Annotated in this window: 19 protein-coding genes and 1 pseudogene; 10 read left to right on the forward strand and 10 right to left on the reverse strand. The window is 67.8% G+C overall.

The genetic code is table 11. The features are described 5' to 3' along the window. Positions 1-275: 275 nt before the first annotated feature. Positions 276-977, reverse strand: a pseudogene (locus GI374_RS06945) (IS5 family transposase); the annotation flags it as partial. Here GI374_RS06945 and GI374_RS19105 point away from each other — a divergent pair. Together GI374_RS19105 and GI374_RS06955 are read left to right on the forward strand one after the other, a co-directional pair. Next, positions 969-2,078 (forward strand): tyrosine-type recombinase/integrase, encoded by a 1,110-nt coding sequence (locus GI374_RS19105; protein WP_154336312.1) that lies wholly within the window; start codon positions 969-971, stop codon positions 2,076-2,078. The pseudogene GI374_RS06945 and the gene GI374_RS19105 overlap by 9 nt on opposite strands. Before the next feature lie 9 nt (positions 2,079-2,087). Continuing rightward, on the forward strand, positions 2,088-2,357 hold the full coding sequence (locus GI374_RS06955; protein ID WP_154336313.1) for a recombinase family protein: 270 nt from the start codon (positions 2,088-2,090) through the stop codon (positions 2,355-2,357). A 33-nt stretch (positions 2,358-2,390) separates the two neighbouring features. Here GI374_RS06955 and GI374_RS06960 read toward each other — a convergent pair whose 3' ends face one another. Next, positions 2,391-3,587, reverse strand: coding sequence for an IS256 family transposase (locus tag GI374_RS06960; protein WP_154336314.1), 1,197 nt, complete (start codon positions 3,585-3,587; stop codon positions 2,391-2,393). Between the two features lie 183 nt (positions 3,588-3,770). Here GI374_RS06960 and GI374_RS06965 point away from each other — a divergent pair, with 183 nt between their 5' ends. Next, a complete protein-coding gene (locus tag GI374_RS06965; protein WP_229582893.1) occupies positions 3,771-5,378 on the forward strand; it encodes a recombinase family protein in 1,608 nt (535 codons plus the stop codon). Between the two features lie 13 nt (positions 5,379-5,391). Here GI374_RS06965 and GI374_RS06970 read toward each other — a convergent pair whose 3' ends face one another. Further along, on the reverse strand, positions 5,392-6,474 hold the full coding sequence (locus GI374_RS06970) for an IS5 family transposase (RefSeq protein ID WP_154336316.1): 1,083 nt from the start codon (positions 6,472-6,474) through the stop codon (positions 5,392-5,394). Between the two features lie 209 nt (positions 6,475-6,683). Between GI374_RS06970 and GI374_RS06975 the strand changes: the two genes are divergently transcribed. After that, a complete protein-coding gene (locus GI374_RS06975; protein WP_154336317.1) occupies positions 6,684-6,986 on the forward strand; it encodes a hypothetical protein in 303 nt (100 codons plus the stop codon). 16 nt (positions 6,987-7,002) lie between these two features. Here GI374_RS06975 and GI374_RS19715 read toward each other — a convergent pair whose 3' ends face one another. After that, a complete protein-coding gene (locus GI374_RS19715) occupies positions 7,003-7,515 on the reverse strand; it encodes an ATP-binding protein (protein WP_370515192.1) in 513 nt (170 codons plus the stop codon). Between GI374_RS19715 and GI374_RS06985 the strand changes: the two genes are divergently transcribed. From GI374_RS06985 to GI374_RS07000, 4 genes are all read left to right on the forward strand, one after another. Further along, on the forward strand, positions 7,435-7,662 hold the full coding sequence (locus tag GI374_RS06985; protein WP_370515193.1) for a DUF3768 domain-containing protein: 228 nt from the start codon (positions 7,435-7,437) through the stop codon (positions 7,660-7,662). The genes GI374_RS19715 and GI374_RS06985 overlap by 81 nt on opposite strands. Before the next feature lie 78 nt (positions 7,663-7,740). Then, entirely contained in the window at positions 7,741-8,031 is a 291-nt protein-coding gene (locus GI374_RS06990) for a ParB N-terminal domain-containing protein (protein ID WP_154336319.1), read from the forward strand. 306 nt (positions 8,032-8,337) lie between these two features. Continuing rightward, positions 8,338-8,679 carry a hypothetical protein gene (locus tag GI374_RS06995; RefSeq protein WP_154336320.1) on the forward strand — a complete coding sequence of 114 codons (342 nt, stop codon included), beginning with the start codon at positions 8,338-8,340 and terminating at the stop codon, positions 8,677-8,679. After that, on the forward strand, positions 8,619-9,620 hold the full coding sequence (locus GI374_RS07000) for a hypothetical protein (RefSeq protein ID WP_154336321.1): 1,002 nt from the start codon (positions 8,619-8,621) through the stop codon (positions 9,618-9,620). The genes GI374_RS06995 and GI374_RS07000 overlap by 61 nt, the downstream gene beginning before the upstream one ends. Positions 9,621-10,281: 661 nt before the next feature. Here GI374_RS07000 and GI374_RS07010 read toward each other — a convergent pair. Next, positions 10,282-11,280, reverse strand: coding sequence for a helix-turn-helix transcriptional regulator (locus GI374_RS07010; protein WP_154336322.1), 999 nt, complete (start codon positions 11,278-11,280; stop codon positions 10,282-10,284). Next, positions 11,277-11,813: a hypothetical protein gene (locus GI374_RS07015; RefSeq protein ID WP_229582896.1), complete on the reverse strand. Its 537-nt coding sequence runs from the start codon at positions 11,811-11,813 to the stop codon at positions 11,277-11,279. The genes GI374_RS07010 and GI374_RS07015 overlap by 4 nt, the downstream gene beginning before the upstream one ends. An 18-nt stretch (positions 11,814-11,831) precedes the next feature. On the opposite strand from GI374_RS07015, the gene GI374_RS19110 reads away from it, so the two are divergent. After that, complete coding sequence (locus tag GI374_RS19110) at positions 11,832-12,092, forward strand: hypothetical protein (protein ID WP_229582898.1); 261 nt, start codon at positions 11,832-11,834, stop codon at positions 12,090-12,092. Between the two features lie 24 nt (positions 12,093-12,116). Here the strand turns inward: GI374_RS19110 and GI374_RS07020 are convergent, their stop codons facing one another. Next, on the reverse strand, positions 12,117-12,407 hold the full coding sequence (locus tag GI374_RS07020; protein ID WP_154336324.1) for a hypothetical protein: 291 nt from the start codon (positions 12,405-12,407) through the stop codon (positions 12,117-12,119). Between the two features lie 188 nt (positions 12,408-12,595). Between GI374_RS07020 and GI374_RS07025 the strand changes: the two genes are divergently transcribed. Further along, positions 12,596-13,171 (forward strand): SOS response-associated peptidase family protein, encoded by a 576-nt coding sequence (locus tag GI374_RS07025; RefSeq protein ID WP_229582900.1) that lies wholly within the window; start codon positions 12,596-12,598, stop codon positions 13,169-13,171. A gap of 192 nt (positions 13,172-13,363) precedes the next feature. Here GI374_RS07025 and GI374_RS07030 read toward each other — a convergent pair whose 3' ends face one another. The 3 genes from GI374_RS07030 to GI374_RS07040 form a co-directional block, all read right to left on the reverse strand. After that, entirely contained in the window at positions 13,364-13,957 is a 594-nt protein-coding gene (locus tag GI374_RS07030) for a histidine phosphatase family protein (RefSeq protein WP_229582902.1), read from the reverse strand. Beyond that, entirely contained in the window at positions 13,957-14,826 is an 870-nt protein-coding gene (locus GI374_RS07035) for an ABC transporter ATP-binding protein (protein ID WP_370515195.1), read from the reverse strand. The genes GI374_RS07030 and GI374_RS07035 overlap by 1 nt, the downstream gene beginning before the upstream one ends. A gap of 182 nt (positions 14,827-15,008) precedes the next feature. Then, positions 15,009-16,514, reverse strand: coding sequence for a hypothetical protein (locus tag GI374_RS07040; protein WP_154336327.1), 1,506 nt, complete (start codon positions 16,512-16,514; stop codon positions 15,009-15,011). Positions 16,515-16,836 lie beyond the last annotated feature (322 nt).

Below are 16,836 nucleotides of genomic sequence, written 5' to 3' on the forward strand. Positions count from 1 at the left end.
TCCTTATGCCAGATGTGGGCGGAGATGGCCTTTTACGACGGATCATCGGATCTCTCGCAAAACGAGGACTGATTGAGCTAACCTCGCGCGAACCCGCTACAGGCGGTCCCTTGCAGTCCGCGGCGGGGAGGGCCGACGTGTCGTCCGTGCGATCGCGTCGGGTATATAGCCGTCTGCGACAGGAAGGCTCGTGCTCCCATCGTCGCGCCCTCTTGTTCCCATAGTACTTTCACGGGCTGGAAACGCAAAGGCCGCTCCGCGCGGCGGCGCACGAGCGCCTGGCAACGTGGAGGGAGTTGATTGCGGGCGCGCAACAACCGTAAGCTATCTCGATTGCAGATAGTACTGTGACAGTGAGCAGCCTTAACGCGAGCGCCGTGACCGCTAGGGGTGTCGTAGGCGCCATCGGCGGAGACGCTGCCGATCTCCTGATCGGGTGGGATCTGGTCGAGCAACTCGGGCAGCATGGGCGCGTCGCCCACGTCGCTGCTGGTGAACTCGACCGCCCTGACCTCCAACGTCTGCTCGTCGATGCCAAGGTGGATCTTGCGCCAGACGCGGCGCTGGGAGCCGCCGTGCTTGCGCGCGTTCCACTCCCCTTCCCCCTCGACCTTGATGCCGGTGCTGTCGATCAGAAGATGCAGCGGGCCTTTTGAGCCGCGGTAAGGGATGCTGACCTTCAGGGTCTTCTGGCGGCGGCAGAGCGTGCTGAAGTCCGGCACGGCCCAGTCCAGCCCGATCAGCCGGAGCAAACTCTCGACGAACCCTGTCGTCTGACGAATCGCCATGCCAAGGAGCACCTTCATCGTCAGGCAGGTCTGGATGGCGGCATCGCTGTAGCACTGCTGTCGGCCACGCCTGCCTGAGGGCGCGGCCTCCCAGGTCATCTCAGGGTCGAACCAGATCGTCAGCGAGCCACGGCGCTTGAGCGCCTCGTTGTAGGCTGGCCTCCAAGTGGGGTGGCCGCCATGCCTGATACCCTCCCCCTTGTCCTGCCGTTCGCCGACTGGCCGAGCGCTGACCAGGCCGCATGGCAGGCGCTCTTCGAGTGCGGCGGCTTTCTTGACGATGATGGACTGGGCGCCCGTTGGGCGCCCGGCACGCGGCAGAAGCGCGCCCAGGGGTATGGCCAGTGGGTGTCCTTCCTGCTGCGGCGCGTCCCGGACGCAATCAAGGAGGAACCGGCGGCACGGATTGGACCGGACCGGGCGAAGGCCTATCTGGACGAATGCCAGGAACGCCTGGCCCCGAGATCCGTCTCCAACCTCTTCACCGATCTCCTCGCCGTTGCGCGCGCCATGGCGCCGACGCGGGACTGGGCCTGGCTCGACCTCGTGACCGGGCGGCTGATCGCCCGGTCCAGCACGATCTCCCTTCCCGCAGCACCCGCCATTTCGGCGCGCAAGGTCTTCGGTTGGAGCCTGAGCCGGATGCAGGTCATTCATGACAGTCATGATGGGACCGAACTCGCCCGGGCCGTCGAGTTCAGGCGCGCGCTCATGATCGGCTTCCTCGTCGCCCGGCCCGTCCGCCGCCGTGCACTCGGCGCCATGCGCGTGGGTCATCACCTCGTCGAGGGCAATCCCGACTTCCTGGTCCGCTTCGACGCTGAGGACATGAAGGACGGCCGCAGCCGGCAGTTCCCTCTGCCCCGTGCACTTACCGAGCCCATGGGGGCCTATCTCAGCACCTACCGTCCCATTCTTCTGGGAGGACGCGACCATGATCGGCTGTGGGTCACGGCGCGCGGCCAGCCCCTAAGCGACGACGGCATTGCCGGCGACGTGGAGACGGTCTCGGCCCGTCACCTCGGGCTGAGGCTGCATCCCCATGCCTTCCGGCACATCGCCGCGACGTCCATCGCCGAGTCCGATCCAGAGCATATCGGCATCATCCGAGACATCCTCGGCCATGCCACGCTCGACATGTCGGAGCGCTATTACAACCGCGCAACCGGCGTCTCCAGTTGCAACATGTTGCAATCGATTGTTGAGGACATCCGCAACGATATGCCTAGAATACGGAGGGCCAAGCCGAACCAGCGGACGCCCCAAGCCAGGAGCGGTCGCCATGTCTAGGACCCGCCCATGCGCGCCGCCATCTACGCCCGCTATTCCTCCGTCCTGCAATCGGCCGCCTCGATCCCGGATCAGGTGCGTCTCTGCCGGGCGCTGTGCGCGGAGCGCGGCTGGGATATCGTGGACGTCTTTGCCGATGAGGCCATGAGCGGGGCCTCCCACTTGCGGCCCGGCTTTCAGGAGTTGCAGCGGGCGGCCATGACCGGGCGGATCGATGTCATCGTGGCCGAGAGCCTGGACCGGCTCAGCCGCGAGATCGTGCCCCGGGGCGTGGTGTAGGAGGGCCGGGCCTTCGGAAAGGTCCGAGCCTGATCAGGACGCCACGGCGGGCAGCCTGACGGTGGGATTGTCTGTGACGCGCGCGAGCGTTTCAAGGCTCATGTATCGGCGCGCCACGGCCCATTCGTCGTTGGTCTCCAGCATCAGCGCGCCGACAAGCCGGACGATGGCTTCGTCATTGGGGAAGATCCCGATGACGTCTGATCTCCGCTTGACCTCTCGGTTGACCCGCTCGAGTGGGTTCGTCGACGCGATCTGCGTCCAGTGCTCGCGCGGGAACGACATGTAGGCCAGGACATCGTCGCGGGAGGCGTCCATGAGAGCGCCGAGCTTCTCGTTCTTCTCGCGTAGGGCGTCGGCTACGGTGTCCCACTGAGCCTCGGCTTCCGTCTTCGTCTCCTGAGCGAAGATCGTCTTCAGCATCGCCGCAACCGCCGTGCGGCTCTTGGCCGGGGCGTGCGCCAGGGCGTTCCGGAGCCAATGAATCCGGCACCTTTGATGCGTGGCGTTGAATACCCGGCGAGCTGCCGCGCGCAGGCCCTTGTGGTCGTCGGCGATGACCAGCTTCACGCCGCGCAGGCCGCGGTCGGCGAGGCTGCGCAGGAAGTCGGTCCAGAAGGTCTCGGCTTCAGAAGGCCCTGTGGCCACGCCAAGAACCTCGCGCTTGCCGTCCTCGTTGACCGCGACAGCGATTATCACGGCACGGCTGACGATGCGCCCGCCCTCGCGGACCTTGAGGTAGGTGGCATCGAGCAAGAGGTAGGGCCAAGCTCCCTCCAGGGGCCGGGAGAGGAACGCGTTCACGCGCTCATCAATCTCGACGCAGAGACGGCTGACCTGGCTCTTCGACATGCCGCCCGCGCCCATGGCCTTGACCAGGTCGTCCACGGACCGGGTCGAGACGCCATGGACGCAGGCTTCTTGAATGACGGCCACGAGCGCCTTCTCGGCCGTTCGACGCGGCTCGAGGAAGCTCGGGAAGTAGCTGCCCTTGCGCAGCTTCGGGATCTCCAGCGCGATCCGTCCGGCGCGGGTGTCCCAATCGCGGTCGCGGTATCCGTTCCGCTGGACTTCGCGCAGAGGCGAACGCGCGCCCTTCGCCGCGCCCGTCCGTGCCTCGACCTCCACATCCATGATCCGCTCGGCCGCGAAGGCCAGCATCTCGCGCACGAGGTCGCAGTCGGCCCGCTTCTCAACCAGCTCGATCAGCGCCATTCTCTCGTCGGTCATCGTCGTCTCCGTTCCGGTTCCAGGTCTTGCAACCCGAACCTTCTCCGAAGACCGGCGATGGCCGCCAGCGTCACCCCGGCCGCGCGCTGCGCTACGCTGGGGCTCCGCGCGCGGCCTCCTACACCATCACCCGGGGCACGGCCCAGCCGCGACCAGGAACATGTCGCCGCGCTCCACAAGCGCATGCGATTTCTCGACGTTCAGATCGTCACCAAGGCCGAGGGCGAGATCAACGAGATGCACATCGGCCTCGGTGGCACCATGTCGGCGCTGTTCCTGAAGAACCTCGCGCAGAAGACGCATCGGGGTCTCGAAGGGCGGGTGCGCGACGGCAAGTCCGCCGGCGGTATCAGCTATGGCTATCGCGCGCTGAGGACCTTGCGAGCGGACGGCACGCTGACCAGGGGGCTGCGGGAGATCATCCCTGCAGAGGCCGATGTCATCCGGCGCATCTTTGCGGACTATGCGGCGGGCCTCTCGGCCCGCAGCATCGCCGCGGCGCTGAACGCCGAGGGCATCCGCAGCCCGGAGAACGGCAAGGGCGCGGGCACCTGGGGACCCTCGACCATCTCCGGCAATGCCGCCCGCGGCACCGGCATCCTGAACAACGAACTCCACGTCGGAAGGCTGGTCTGGAACCGGCAGCGCTTCGTCAAGGATCCAGCATCCGGCAAACGGCAGGCGCGGCTGAACCCACCCGAGGCCTGGATCATCGAAGAGGTGCCGGACCTGCGCATCATTGAGGACGCGCTGTGGCGCCGGGTGAAGGAAAGACAGACCCTCATCCGCCACGACATGAACCCGGCCGGTATTCAGGGTGCCGCGATGCGGCCGGAGCGGGCGAAGCGGCCCGTCTATCTCTTCTCCGGACTTCTGACCTGCGGCTGCTGCGGAGCGGGCTATACGCTGATCAACAAGGCCCGGCACGGCTGTGCGGCGGCGCGGGATAAGGGTGCCTCCGTCTGCACCAACCGGGCCACGATCCGGCGCGAGGAGGTCGAGGCGCGCGTTCTTGAGGGGCTGAAGGCACGGCTCCTTCACCCCGACCTCGTCGCAGCCTTTGTCGAGGAGTACCGCCGCGCCTGGAACAAAGCGCAAGCCGGGGCCAGTGCCGGGCGAACCAGGGCGCAGCGTGAACTGGTGCAGGCCGAGAAGAAGATTGCCGGCCTCTTGCAAGCCATCGAGGACGGCATGTACCACCCGTCGATGAAGGCCAAGATGCAGGACTTGGAGACCACGAGGACCCGCCTGTTGGATGAACTGGCCGAGAACCCCGAGCCCCCTGCCCTGCGCCTGCACCCCAGCCTGACCGAACTCTACCGCGAGAAGATCACCGATCTGGCTGCGGCCCTGTCGGACCCGGCGGTGAAGCTTCAGGCCATCGAGACGCTGCGCAGCCTGATCTCGGAGATCAGGATGATCCCGGACGCCTTGGCACCCGGCGGTCACCGCATCGAACTCGTGGGGGAACTTGCGGCGATCCTGGCCTTGGAGGGTGCAGACATGACAAAGCCCTCGCGAATGGCGAGGGCTGGGTCGGGAACGGTGGTTGCGGGGACCCGAGTTGCATCCGTTATGATCAGACAGGAGAAGCTCGCGCGTACGCGCGCTACTGAGACCTGTTGCCGTGCCGGGGGATCGACGGGCTTTCGCCCGCTCACCCCCGCCCCGACGACCTGGACACCTCCGCTTACCTTCCGAACCTCGGGCAGGGGCCGCAAGAAGCCGCGATCGTCCGGCGTGGCGGGTGGCGGGCGGGTCGTTCTGCCTGCGGAAGTGTCGGCTTCTTGACGGATGGCTGCTGTCAGGCGGCCGCAGCCCGGCCGTTGAGCCAGCGCCAGCGCGTCATGTTGTAAGCCATGTTCGCCAGCGTGATCGCCGCCTCGGCCCGCGCGATGCCAATGGTCCGGATCGTCAGCCGCATGCGCGCTTTCTGGTGCGCGAAGACGTGCTCCACCTTCGAGCGCAGCGCCGACTTTGCGGCATTGGCCCGACTGGTCCGTTTCGGCATCGGACGGCCGCGCGGCTTCTTGCGATGGATGCGGCTCGTCATCCCATGGTCCGCCAGCCAAGCCTCGTTCTCGACTGAGCGGTAGGCACTGTCCGCCCACACGTCCCGCGCAGTGTTGGCACCCTGGATCAGCCCCTCGCGTAGGCGGGCGCCGTCGTGCCTGGCGGCATCGGTCACGACCTGGCGGCGGATGACCCCGTGCATCCGGTCGATGGAGATGTGACTCTTGTAGCCGAAGACGGGGATCGCGATGTCGATCGGCTTCGAGCCGTCGGCACGGAGCTTCGCCTTGGAATACTTGACGGTCCAGCGACCGTCGACATCCTTCTGCCGCGCCCGCGCAGGCTTGTCGGGCCAAATCTCGGCGGCGGTCCGGCCCTCCCTGATCTGCGCCTTCTCCCCGTCGGTGTTGCGCTGCCGCGGGGCGGCGACCAGCGTTGCGTCGAGGATCTGGCCGCCGCGCGGCAGATAGCCCGCCGCCGTGATCGCCCGGTCGAGCCTGGCGAACAGCGCCTCCAGCACCCTCGCCGCGATCAGCCCCTCGCGAAAATCCCAGAGCGTATCCGCATCCGGCACCCGGTCTTCCGGTCCGATCTGGCAGAACCGCATCCACGACAGCCGGTCGCGGACCAGATACTCGGTCTGCTCGAGCGACAACCCGTGCAGCGACTGCAGCACCAGCATCCGGAACTTCAGCACCGGGTCGAACGGTGGCCGACCGCCCTTCCAGCGCGGCGGCCGGCCGAGCGCACCCTCCAGCACCGGCCGGAACATCTCGAAGTCCACCGTCGCTGCCAGCGTCTCGAGCGGATCACCCTGCGCCGAGATCTCCGCCAGCCGCTCCGTGATCGACCAGAACCCCAACTGACCCGCCATGACCATCCCCCGCCGCTGTCAGGCCCAGTGAATCACGATCCGACGCTCAGGGCGAGGTTTCCGGAGGTGTCCACCTTTCTGTTCGTTTGGTCCGCCACGCATCCCCGGCCGGGCCGGTCAAGGGACACGCGCCGCCTTCGGCGTCGTCGTTCAGGCGGGCCGTGTCCTCGCCTGCGGCTGCGGGCCGCACGACCCCGCCTTCCCGACCCGTGACAGTCCCGGCCGCGGCCGCGGGGAAGGCTTGCCCATCGGCGGAACGGGCAAAAGACCCGGCCGCCCCCGTCGCGAAGGAGAGCGCCAAGAACGGCAGCGCCCTGGATACCTATGTCTGCGGCTACTGCGGGTCCGAGCAGTCAGCCGAGGTTCAGCCCTGCACTTGCCCGCGCTGCGGCCATTTCGGCCCGGTGCGCGACTTCCCGACCCGCAAGACCCTCACCATCCGCAAGCAGAACGACAGCTTCCGCGTGGGCATGATCGTCGGCGGAACCCCTTCCCGGGCACCGTGGTCGTGACCTCTGTCAAACGACATCAGGAACTGGACTGGCAGCGACAGCGGGAACTGGACCCCCTTTCGATTTCACGCGGTTTCAGGGTTCTCGGGCGCCGCTCCGGCCTTCTGCAGAAGGCCGGAGCGGCGCTTTTCGCGCAGTCGGAGTATCCCAGCCGGATCGCCTCGCGGCCGAGTCCGACCGCCAGGTGGGTCTTGCCGACGCCCGGCGGCCCGAGCACCAGCAGCGCATCGCCGTTGGCGATCCAGCGGCAGGCGGCGAGGTCGCGGACCTGGCCCGGGTCGAGCGAGGGCTGGGCGGAGAAGTCGAAGCCCTCCAGCGTGCGCACGAAGGGGAACTTGGCGATGCCGGTCGCCATGCGCATGCGCCGCTCCTCGCGGTGGCCGATCTCGGCCGCGAGTAGCCAGGCGAGGGTCTCGCGCAAGCTCATCTCCCGTCGGGCGGCGTGGCCGTGACTTCGAAGACCGACGCATATCTGGCCGCCGCCTTCGACAGCGCCTTCACCGAGGACAACAACCCGTGGGGCACCCACGATTTCGGCACCGTCACCGTGCAGGGCGAACGGCTTTACTGGAAGATCGACTACTACGACGCCGACCGGGAATACGGCTCCGACGATCCCGTCGACCCGGCCCGGACGCACCGCGTCCTGACCATCCTGTTCCCCTCCGAATACTGACCGGGACAGCCGCCTCGCCCCCGCGAGGGGCCGGGCACCCCAACCATAAAAAAACCGTCGCACACAAGGAATACGCCCATGTCCAATGTCACCGCCCTGCCCCGTGAGGCTCGCACCGTTGGTGCCCCCGCCGTCGAGGGCATCCCGCTTGTCGACCTCTACCTGTCCGACATGAACCCGCGTCAGGAGGCCGACCTCGCGGGCATCGCCCTTCTGGCCGACAGCATCGCCATGATCGGCCTGATCCAGCCCGTCGCGGAGTTCCGCGATCCCGAAGGCAAAGTCGGCATCGTGGCGGGTGGCCGCCGCTGGCGCGCGATCAAACTGGCGATCGAGCGCGACCCAGAGCTGATCGCACAGCGCCCGTAACTGGCCTGCGTGCCTGTCCGGCTGGCCCCCGACGAAGCAACCGCCCGCACATGGGCGGCGGTCGAGAACACCGCCCGCGAGGACCTGCACCCCGCCGACGAAATCCGCGCTTAGGCCGGATGCGCGAGGGCGGCGCCGATGTGCCGACCATCGCCCGGACCTTCGGCATCACCGAGGCGCATGTCTACCGCCGCCTCGCGTTCGCGGCCTGCCCTGCCCCGTGCTGGACGCCCTGAAAGCCGGGGAGATCACCCTTGGCACCGCCAAGGCGTTCACCATCGTCGACGACGAGGCCCTTGCCTCACCGTGCTGGACCAGATCAGGGGCCGCGAGATCGGCGAACACCGCGTGAAGCAGATGTTGCAGCCCGAGGCGATAAACGCCGCGACCGACCGTCGCGCCCGCTTCGTGGGCATCGACGCCTACCGCGCCGCAGGCGGCAAGGCGACCGCCGACCTCTTTGCCGATGCGACCCTGCTGCATGACGGGGACTTGCTGGACCGGCTATTCCGCGAGAAGCTGACCACGGACGCCACTGCTGCTGCCGAGGCCGAGGGTTGGGCCTGGGCCGAGACTCTGGATGCGGCGTGGACCGGCTACGAGGGACCGCACGCTTCGGCCGGGTCTATCCGGTGGACGGCGAACTGACCGAGGAACAGGTGGAACGCTACGACGAACTGGCGGAACTGGCCGAGGCCGAGGTTCTGGACGCGGACGGGCAGGCGGAACTGGACGCCTTGCAGGCGATCCTTGATGGTGGATTCACCGCCGAGCAGAAGGCCCATGCCGGGATCATCGCCCATGTGAACAACGAGGGGCACCTGATGCTGCGCTACGGGATGGTCCGGCCCGAGGACATGGCCGCCGCCGTCGAAGCCGGGATCATGCAGGAGAGCCGGCACGCCAACGGCAGCACCGGCAGCGCCGCTGCGGCCGACAAGCCCGGTGCGCTTGCCGAAGACATGCGGGCGATCCGCCTTCATGCCGTCCAAGCCGCATTGCTGGCGAAGCCGGAGCTTGTGCTGGACCTGCTGGCCTTCGGCCTGTCCGGCGAAGCCGGGATCGACCGCGTGTTCGGCATCCGTCCCCAGACGGGCCAGAACACCCCGAGCGTCACCGATGGACTGGACGCGGGCCCGCGCCTGTCAGACCCGGCGCAGAGCGGCGGCGGATGGCTGGACGACGACGAGCTGCTGGCCGCGTTCCGCGCATTCACCGACAAGGGCAAGAAGCACCGCAAGGCCACCATTACGGCAGGGCTCGCGCGCACCCTGCCCTATCCCGGCACCCGCGACGGCTTCTTTGCCGCCATCGAGGACATGGCCGGGGCCGATCTGCGCAAGGTCTGGACGCCCACCGCCGAGAACTTCTTTTCCCGCGTCAGCGCTGGCTATCTCGATGCGCTGATGCTGGACCTCACCGGCACCGACCCGCAGGGGTCCGGCTTCAAGGCGTTCAAGGCGCAGAAGAAGGCCGCCAAGGCCCTGTCGATGGAAAAGCTGTTCAGCGAGGCCGACTATCAGGCCGCGTGGCGCATCGACGCCGAGAAGAAGGCCCGGATCGACGCATGGGAGCCTGACTGCTTCTGACCTCGGCACCAGGGGCGGCGCTGCCGTGTCGCCCCCGGCTTCCCATGAGCGGCACGATCGGAGGGCGGGACCATGACCGACTTCACCGCGTACGAGCATCCCGTTCTCGCCGTCGCCTGCCCAACCTGTCGCGCCAAGGCGGGCGCGTGGTGCCGTCGCCCGAGCGGGCACGCCGCCAGCGATCTTCACAAGGCTCGCCGGATCGAAGCCGACCGGTTGTTTCATAGAGCAGCATGGCGAGCTTGCCGCGATGATCCGCACCGCGCCCGGCTGGCTGATCGACCGCGTGGTCGCGGTCGTGATTGAGGCGCGCAGCCGTGCAGACGTCCAGTCGTGGGGATGCCCTAACTGAGCCCGGACCGTCTGGATTGCCCAGGTGTGGACGCCCGAACATAATCCCCGGCCGCATCCAATATTTCAGGTCACAGTCAAACTCGAGACCGCCGCACTTCGCGGCGCAACGCCGCCCGACACCCCCTTCCTTCAGCGACGAATGACAACTGGCCCCGTCTCGTGCGGGGTCTCTTTTTGCTCCAGGCTTGGTAGTCCCGCCCGCCCACGGGCCGTGCCCGCGGCCGAGCAGGACGTTGCGCTTCGCGCTGAGCCGCTGCGCGGCGCTCGTGCCCATACCCATACGATCGATATGCTGTCGTCGCGGCCGTCAGGTGAGAAGATGCTCAACCGCGAGCGCGGCGAAGCGGCCCGGAGCGCAGTCGAGGGCACGAGCGAGCCGCACTAGGTCCTCGATCCGAGGCTCGGTTGACGCGCCCGCGACGATTGAATCCGTCCAGTCAGGCGGCGTACCTGCCGTCTCTGCGAGCCCCGCCGGGGTGAGCCCGCGGGCCGCGAGGAGGCGCTTGAGCCGGTCCGGGAAAGGGCCGCTTCCCTCGAAGAGGATGCGCTCGGCAATTGCGGCGGGCGGCTCCACGCCGGTGCTGCGGCTCGGGATGAAGCCGCGCCGGCGCGACAGGAAATCGCGCGCCTCGGCGTTGCTAAGCCCGTTGATCTCCGCCGCCTTGCCATCGTCGCTTCGGCCCCGGCCGCCTGACTCCCGAGGCGCCGTCCGCAGGCCCTCCTTGCTGATTGTCGTGCGGACGGTCTCCTCGCCGAGTCCTGAGAGGACCGCGATCTGAGCGATGGTGAGCCAATTGCCCTGGTCGAGATCCCAGCGCGCCTCGAACATGTCGATCACGCGACGGAGCCGGCCAACCTCGCGCTTCATTTCCGGAGGGTCGCTGGGGAAAGGTGAGAGAGGACCCAAGGAGCGGCGCGCCGGCGTCGGAAGGCCATTTACGTCCGATCGGGGCAGATGATCGGTGATCGGGGCGATCTCGTCCCAGATATTTTTGAGGCCCTCCTCGTCGGGCCACTCCCCCTCCTGGAAGGCATAGTCGCGCGCGACACGCAGGACGCGCGTCAGGGGATGCTGCTCGATTGGCATATCCTGCCAGAGATGGTCGTCCGGCCAATCCGTGTAGGTGCCGGGCAGCCAATCTTCCTCGGAGATGTCGACTCCGAGGAACTCGTCCCGCATGGGCTTTGGAAAGTGATAGAGGGCGCCGAGGATGCCGGCCGTCGCCATGATTACATGGCGGATGTCGGCCTCGAGTTCTTCAGGAGAGATATAGTCGGGGTGCTGCTTCATGGTGGCCTCGCTCATGCCCGGCCGAGTTGCGCCACCTGCGCGCCGAGGCGCTCGGCGGCAGCGAGGAGCGGGGCCGCGCGCGTCTGGCGCGATGCGAGATGGGCCGGCTTGCGGCCGAGGAACACCGCCACGCGCTCGGCATTGGCGCCGCTCGGATGCGGCAGCCCCGAGAGTATCCGCGCCGGATCGATCTCGCCCTGGCCGACGAGATGGGCCAGCGCTTTCCCGGCCTGTGGGCCGAGGGGCAGCCAGAGCGCGTCCGGCAGGAGCCGCACCTCCTCGGCGAGATGAGTCTCGATCATGGCGCGCAGCACCGGTGTCCCGAGCATGTCGGGCGTGCCGTTGTAATTCCGCCCGCCCATGAAGACCGGATATCGCAGCGCCGAGGTGAGATGGACCCGAGACGCACCCGGAGCAAAGAGTTCCGCGGCGCTGCCGAGCCCGAGATGGGTGGCGACCCCGATCCGGTCGAGCATCGCGACGAGGTTCGCGCGCATCGCCCCCGAGAAGCTGGCGGTAAGCTTGGCGCGGGCGAGCTGTGCTTCCAAGCCAAGACGGCGCGCCTCATGGGCAGCGCGCAACGCATTCGCGGCCTGGGTGAGGCCTGGAGTGATGCCGAGGATCGCGAGCTTCGCGCCGCGCTCGATATGGTCGAAAGGCGCGTAGACCACGTCGATCTCGCCCTCGCGGCGAATGCGGAGCCGATCGCTCCGGCGCGGGTCCGCGAGAGCGGCGGCATCGACGACGGGCAGAAAGCGACGGGCAATGGCAAGGTGCTGCTGCATGGGCAGGACAAGGCTCCGAGGGCTGCGGGACAGGGTCAGTGAAGGAGTGCGGGTCACAGCGTAGGCTCAGCAGAGCCGATTGCGGCGGCTGCCGCGACCGGACCGGCGCCTGCTGCGAATGACGGTGATGATCACGCCGTCATCGCCCTCGACTACGCGGACGTGACGGTAGCGACGCAGGTCGGCCGCGATGCGGCGGTCGCCATCCGCGGCGAGCGCAATGGCGTCGTCGTCGAGCGAGAGGCAGGTGGCGCCGCGCCGGAAGGACGGGGTGCCGCAATCGATGATGGTCTCGATCACTGCAACCGGCAGGCTGCGCTGCCGGCGGCGGTCTTCGGCGTGTCGGGTGAGTTGCATGGTTGATTCTCCTCTCTACGAATCTACTACACCGTCGTAGACATGGACCGCAAGAAGAAAATACATCTATGCTGTAGTTGTGGATATTTAACCGCTTAAGCCCGAGCGGACGGGTTGCTGCGGCGTGCGTGTATGCCCGTCAGCAGCCATCCTCGGACCCAAAACGTTCATGCGTGCCAGGAGGGCCATTGCGCCCTCGCCATGCCGCCCGTGATGGTCTGGATGAAGCAGCCGGAGCCCCAAGGATCATGTGCAACTTGTACAGCCAGACGCGCGCTCAGGAAGCCATGCGCCAGCTCTTTCAGCACCGGGGCTGGACCGACCGCACAGGAAACCTCGAACCCGGCGACATCTATCCCGATCAACTGGCCCCCATCATCCGCAATGCCGCCGATGGCGGGCTGGAACTCGTCAAGGCCCGCTGGGGGATGCCGACCCCGCCGCAGCACCTCAAGACCCAGCGCGACCCCGGTGTGACAAATATCCGCAACACGGCCTCGCGGCACTGGCGGCGATGGCTGGACCCCGCACACCGCTGCCTCGTGCCGCTGACCGCCTTCGCCGAACCGCTCGGCAAGGGCCGCGGCAATCAGTGGTTCGCACCTGACGACGACGGTCCGGCTTTCTTCGCCGGGATCGAGACGCGCGCTTGGCGCTCCGTCCGCAAGGTCAAGGACGGCGATACAATCGACGACCTGTTCGGCTTCCTGCCCACGAGCCCCAACGCCGAGGTGCGCCGATCCACCCCAAGGCCATGCCCGTGATCCTGACGCGGCCTGACGAATGGGAGGCATGGCTGATCGCACCGTGGACGGAGGCTCGCGCCTTGCAGCGACCTCTGCCGGATGGCGCGCTGCGGTTGATCGACCAGCCGAACTAACGGATTGCGTCCGGCGGCATGTTCCTGCGGGAACAATCCCGGTTCCAACTGCAGTTTCCGCACTTGGGAGTCCGTTTCAGTCCGGCGCCGAGAGCTCCAGTCGTCCCGGCGTCACGTTGAACAGCTCCAGCCGCGCCGGGCCCTTGCCGAGGCGCAGCGCCGTCAGGCTCGCGGGACCCACGGGGATGATCCGTGCCGGGGCAAGCTCCAGGAAATGCTCGATCAGCGCGCGGATCACGCCGCCGTGGCATACCACGAGGAGGTGGTTCGTCCCCTCGGCCGCGCGCTCGACCGCCGCGGCCACGCGGCTGCGGAAGGCGGCCCAGGTCTCGCCGCCCTCAGGGGCGTGGGTGCCGGCACGCCATCCGGCATAGTGCTCGGGCTCGCGGGCAATGATCTGAGTGATCGGCTCGCCGGTCCAGTTGCCGACGTCGATCTCGCGCAGCGCCGGTGTGAGGGCGGCGGTGTCGGCGCCGAGGATGCGCGCGGTCTCGGCCGCGCGGGCGAGGTCGGAGGCGATGACAGCGTCGGGTGCGAGGGCCTCGATCATCGGGCGCAGCAGCCGCGCCTGTTCACGGCCGCGGTCGGAGAGCGCGATGTCGGCCTGCCCCTGCAGGCGGCGGGAGGCGTTCCATTCGGATTCGTCGTGACGGACGAGAAGGATGCGCATCAGCCGATCCTCTCGCCGGTGGGTGCGAACCAGGCCGAGGGGGCCTCGGGCAGCGCTAGATGGATCGTGTCGCCCACGCGCGCCGTGGGAATGGCCTCGGTCACGGCCGTCAGGCGTAGGCCCCCGGCGCCGAGGCCGGTGACCATCGTGCGCCCGGCGATGGTGCTGACTTCGGCCATCTCCAGCGGCAGGGTGCGCGGGCCGGAGGCGGGAGCGAGGCCCAGCGTCTCGGCCCGGAACATGGCGAGCGCGCCGTCCTGCGGCGGCTCGATTGCGATGTGCCGCCCGCCGACCGTCCAGCCGGTGCCGTTGCGGAGGACCGGCACGAGGTTCGAGGGCGGGGTGCCGACGAAGGTGGCGACGAAGGCCGTGGCGGGCCGGTCCACGAGGTCCTGCGGCGTGCCGAACTGCTCGACGCGTCCGGCGTTCATCACCGCGACATGGGTCGCCATCGTCATCGCCTCGATCTGGTCATGCGTCACATAGACGGTCGTGGCGCCCGTTGCGCGGTGCAGCCGCATCAGTTCGGTTCGCATCTCGACCCTGAGCTTGGCGTCGAGGTTCGAGAGCGGCTCGTCGAAGAGGAGCACGCCGGGCTTCGTGACGATGGTCCGGGCGATTGCCACGCGCTGCTGCTGGCCGCCCGAGATCTCGTTGGGGTAGCGCCCGGCGAGGGCGTCGATGCCCAGCATCCGCAGCACTTCGGCGGTGCGGCTTTCGCGCTCCGCCCGCGCCACGCCCGCGACCTTCAGCGGCCATTCGACGTTGCCGCGCACGGTCATGTGCGGCCAAAGGGCGTAGGACTGGAACACCAGCCCCGAGTTGCGCTTCGCCGGGTCGGCCGACCAGCCGCGGTCGCCGTCCGACACTGCCGCCCGCAGGCCCGTGGTGGGATGCCATCAACGCCCATTCGCTGAGGGTCCTTTCGTGGACCGGTCCAGTCCGCGTCCTTCCGGCGCCTATGGAGGCGCTCGTATGGGATGAAGCGGCGGGATGCTGGGCGCAGCGAGAAGGCGTTGGCGGAGATCGGTCATGGCGGAGTCAAGGCGGATCACGTCAGCCGTGGCGAGCACCTGAAGCGAGCGTCGCGCATTGGTGGGGTGGTTGTCCTGCTGACAGAGGAGTGGCGGGACTGGCACCAGCTTGCCGAAGCGCATGGCATTGTGCTTCGCCCGCTCGTGGAGGCACTGCCTGTCGAGGAGGCCGCGAAAGAGTCGGGAAGGTAGTCGAGCTGTCTCTGGAAGAGCGCAAGCGCGTGCGCCGCGTCCATGTCGGCGCGGTGCGTGCCGCCCAACGCGTGAGAGACCGCGCGCGGGTTCAGCAGCGTCTCAACGAGAAGCGTGTCCCAGACGAGGCCAGTCGCGAGCGGGTCGATGCCCTCCTGCCGGAGGACCGCGAGGTCCCAGGCGAGGACGTTCTGGCCGACGACGATCGACCCCTCCGAAAGGCCACAGCTTAGCGCCGCGAACGCCTCCGCCTGCTCCTCGGTCCCGCCCCCGTCGAGCAGCAAGCGGCTGCCGGATACCCTGGCTATGCCGATTTGCCGCGTTCTGCGCCCATCAGTCTCCAGATCGAAGGCGACAGCAGAGCGCCCTAGGAGGTCTGCCGCAAGGTCAGGCCTAAGCGCGACCGCCTCCACACGCGACTTGTCCTTAGCGGCCGCTTCGCACAAAAGAGCGTCCCGCACCTTCTCGGAGAGAAGTTCCGCGTAGCAGAGGGCCTGCACCCCGTCTGCCTCAGCGGCCTCGTCGGCGAAGCCCTCGGGTAGGAGGCCCTCTTTGCGCAACGCCCTGAGCCAACGCACGTGCCCCGCCCCTTGTGGCGGGCCGGACGCTAGCAGGCGCGATGCGGCCTCAGCCTCCCAAGGCGCCCGGCCGGTGAGCATGGCATCGCGCTCCTCCGCATGCGCCTCGGCCCCTCCGGCGCGGACGAACCACGACACGACCTCCGCGCGCCGCGCCTCAGACGCGCGGGCTAGCACGCGCGGTCCGGGGGGTCCGAACAGCGGCAGGCGCTCCGCCGGGACGTGATCGAGCAGGACCACGGCGTCCGGATGCGCCCTATCGAGACATGGCGCGAAGCTGTAGAGCGCGGATCCCGACAGGTTCAGGAGATCGAGCCGCTCGAGCTCGTCAGAGTCCATGCTGGCAATGCGCGCTAGCACGAGCTCGTGCAGAAGATCGTCCTGGAGGTCCGCCGGGGCGGGCTTTGATTCCCACTTATGGACGTACCAGTCCGGACGAAGTATCGAGCCCTGCGGCTGAAGACGCTTCACCAGCCATGCCCGCCGTATCTCGTCCCAGGAGGCCTGATCCTTGGGCGCATCGTCATCCCAGGTGATGCGATCCGACGCGGCCCAGCGGACGATCTCCTTCGAACGCGGCCGCCTTGGGTCGCTTCCCACGATGGCGAGGATCTTGTCGTGACGCTTCAATGCCTCAAAGTGGCTTGGCCGAAGGCCGGCGCTTCTGTGGAAGAAGAGGCGCTGCCCTGCGGCGGACGCAGCGAAGCCGAAGCCGCGGTCGGTCAGCTCGATGACTTCCGTGAACAGCGGCAAGACAGCTGCCTTCCCCAAAGTAAATTTTCTATCCTGCGGCCGACCGGCTGACTGATATTCGCGCAGGCCTGCGTCTCGGCCACCGCGCCCTCGAGCGGGGCTCATCAGCGCGTGAATTTCATCGAAGGATTTGGCCGTGGGGTTTCGCGACGTGGCGTCTTTACTCATCCTGCAACGCTCCGAGTCCCGCCCACTTCGAGTCGAATGGCCTTGCAGCGAACACGCAAACAAAATCGCTCAAACCCAAGAGGCCCTTTCGTGTTTTAGTATTAGACAGAGCTGACGCGCCCTTACAGAACAGCGTGAGCTCGTGCGCGCACTT

The organism is Paracoccus sp. S-4012 (assembly GCF_009674885.1).
In the GTDB taxonomy this organism is placed as follows: Bacteria; Pseudomonadota; Alphaproteobacteria; order Rhodobacterales; family Rhodobacteraceae; genus Paracoccus.